Below are 2,783 nucleotides of genomic sequence, written 5' to 3' on the forward strand. Positions count from 1 at the left end.
CGCAAGGAGTAATGCAATACGCGCGACTTGTTTTACTGCCCGTACCGACAAAGTTGCCCCAGTAATTCCGTCGATATGCTGACTCAATATGTCGTCCCGAACCAGCACCGCACCCTTAAACTGCTCCGTAAAAAAGTCGTGGCGGACTTCCCAACCGCGACTTTCGCGAAAAGCGAGGATATCGACCCGCGACACGGCCAAACTCTTACCGTCGGCGCTATCCAGATCAACAACGACACCAATCGTAATCGGCATTTCCTTGCCGATTTCTTCCAGTATCCACGCTGTTTTTTGACCAAGCTGCCAGTAACGCACCCGCAGCAAGGGAAACTCTTTGCCGCGAATTGTCTTTATGCGCGCTTTTAACGCGGGTGTTAACCACAACACTTTAGGCTCCGGCTTGGCGTCTTCGCCAAAACCCAAGCTGAGGAATTCGTCCACCGTTAAATACTGCCCAGCGCTGGCAGCCTGTACCGGTGACATTGCCACAAACTGCAAAACCATTAGCAAAGCAAAAACGACAACAGCGGGCATAAGCCCGCTGCGCGCTTTTGGCGCTCTAATTAGGCAGGTAGCCAATCAGAAGCTCCAACCTAAACCAAGATTGATTGAATCATCGTCCTTGGCGCCGTCTTGCTCAGACACGTCGGCCTTGATCACCACGCTACTGGTCAGCCAATAGTTCACACCCACGTCAAACTGCTCGACCTCAGTGTCGGTACCGCTATTAGCGCGGTTATCCCATTCGCCCTGGCGAACAAACACACCTAGCGATGGCGTGAGTTTATAAGACGCCTCAACATACTGACCTTCCTGCTGGTCGCTGCCATTGGCAACAAAGTTACTGCCGTTAATATCCCACTCGGCAGCAAGAGCGGTCAGCGTCAGATTCTGCCACTGATAGCGAGCTTGCAACTCGATCAAGTCAGCTTCGCCGTCGTCGCCTGCGCCCTGAGTCACATCTTGCTGGTGCTGGTAAGTCGCCGCCAACTCCAAACCGCTGATACCGTTAAACACCAAACGTCCTGTGTAAGCGAGGTCTTCGGCTGTTGCATTAGCCGATTTCTGACGACCGCCACGCACCGCTCCGTTACCCGTGGGGTCAATTTTTAAACCGCTGTGCAAAGCCACGTTATAACGAAGCCCGGGCAGTATCTCACCACTGGCCATCACACCGGTTTCCCACCAGGTTGCTGGCAGAATTTCTTTTTCGACGTTGTTGCGCTCAACACCGTAGAAGGTATCGGGCTCGTGGGTTTCGTTTAAGATACCCACTGGCACAAGGAATTGCCCCATGGTCAAAGTATGGCCTTGGGTATAATCCCAAGCAATATACGCCTGCTCCAGCTCCAACTCGCCGGGGCCGCTACCATCAGCCGTGTCTTCAACAAGGCCGTGTTCAATTTCGACTTCCGAGAAGAAGCGCACGGTATCGCTAAACTGGTGACCAACATAAATTACAAAGCGGTGAGCATCTACTTTATCGTCTTTGTCTTTAAAATGATTAAAGTGGTGCTCGCCATAGCCGCCAATCGTGGTGCGACTTGCCCAGTCAGCGACAGTGGCAGATCGCTCTACTGCGTCCGCCGTAGCATTAATCTTGCTGTCAGTTTGCTGTTGCTCAGCGGTCAAACGCTCAATCTCGCGCTGCTGCTGTTTGATGATCTGCCACATTTCGGCATTGCTCGGCGCGGTCTCCGCATACGCGGCAAAGGGTAAGGCAGCAATGGCCGCAGCTAATACGGTCTTTTTCATTAAAAGCTCTCCAGTCTCAGTAGCGCGGAATCTCACGGCCCGCTTATTTTTAAAATAAACGCCAATTACCGATGGCATCATCACAAAACGCGGCAAAGCATACCAAGTCTTAATCTAAATGCAAAGCATTCCCATTACTATTTGTAACTGGAGGCATAAAAAAAACCCGATGGGGAAATCATCGGGTTTTACGAGCTTGCCTAGAAACTAGGCTTATTCGGCGGCGGGGTTTGCCGCTGCAGTTTCTTGAACCAAGGTTTTCAGTTCGCCGCTTTCGTGCATTTCACAAATAATATCGCAGCCACCAACCAATTCACCGGCAACCCACAGCTGAGGAAACGTAGGCCAGTTTGCGAACTCAGGCATCTTGGCGCGGATATCTGGGTTAGACAGAATATCAACAAAAGCAAAACGCTCACCGCACTCCATCAACGCCTGCGACGCCCGCGCCGAGAATCCACACTGCGGCTGGTTTGGCGAACCCTTCATATAAAGGATAATAGGGTTAGCTGTAATCTGCTGCTTTATTGCTTCAATTGTGTCCATGAACCACCTACTTGTCTGATAACAGTGATAAGGCCTGATTGACGCGAGCGCTTATCGGGAAGAATTCGCGCCATTCTAGCAATATCGCAAGCAAAAGTAATGGATCGGGCAGAAGTCTGACGTCGGAGGTCTGACGTCAGACGATAAATTCAACGGCGCCCCTTGCGTCCGACGCCCGACATCAGACGTCAGACCTCAGACGCCCTCACCCCAGCCACCCCCGCCGGGGGTTTCTATCCGCAGCACATCACCAGCTACGGCGGTCATGCTGACCTTGGCCGGCAAGCGCTGACCATTGAAGCTATTTTTACCGACAGCGCCTGCGCTCCCGCCTGCCAAGCCCCACGGTGCGAGCCGGCGGCGTTCAGTAAGTAGGGTAAATTGCGTGGGCGCCATAAACTCAAATTCTCGAATCAGGCCGTCACCACCGCGATACCGACCGTCGCCACCAGAGCCGATGCGTATTGCGTAGCGCCGCACCC

At 52.9% G+C, this 2,783-nt stretch carries 4 protein-coding genes; all 4 read right to left on the reverse strand.

Annotated features, from left to right (window positions below; translation table 11 throughout):
• A partial coding sequence (locus ABYT30_RS18050; protein WP_373097884.1) for an FMN-binding protein occupies nucleotides 1-534 on the reverse strand: 534 nt, incomplete at its 3' end.
• A 45-nt stretch (nucleotides 535-579) separates the two neighbouring features.
• On the reverse strand, nucleotides 580-1,755 hold the full coding sequence (locus ABYT30_RS18055; RefSeq protein WP_373082387.1) for a porin: 1,176 nt from the start codon (nucleotides 1,753-1,755) through the stop codon (nucleotides 580-582).
• Between the two features lie 213 nt (nucleotides 1,756-1,968).
• The gene (gene grxD, locus ABYT30_RS18060; RefSeq protein WP_373082388.1) at nucleotides 1,969-2,301 is read right to left on the reverse strand and encodes a Grx4 family monothiol glutaredoxin; all 333 of its coding nucleotides are present in this window, start codon (nucleotides 2,299-2,301) and stop codon (nucleotides 1,969-1,971) included.
• A 195-nt stretch (nucleotides 2,302-2,496) separates the two neighbouring features.
• On the reverse strand, nucleotides 2,497-2,783 hold a 287-nt coding region (locus ABYT30_RS18065), incomplete at its 5' end, for a hydantoinase B/oxoprolinase family protein (protein WP_373097885.1).

Source organism: Zhongshania sp., from assembly GCF_041623545.1.
Taxonomy (GTDB): domain Bacteria; phylum Pseudomonadota; class Gammaproteobacteria; order Pseudomonadales; family Spongiibacteraceae; genus Spongiibacter.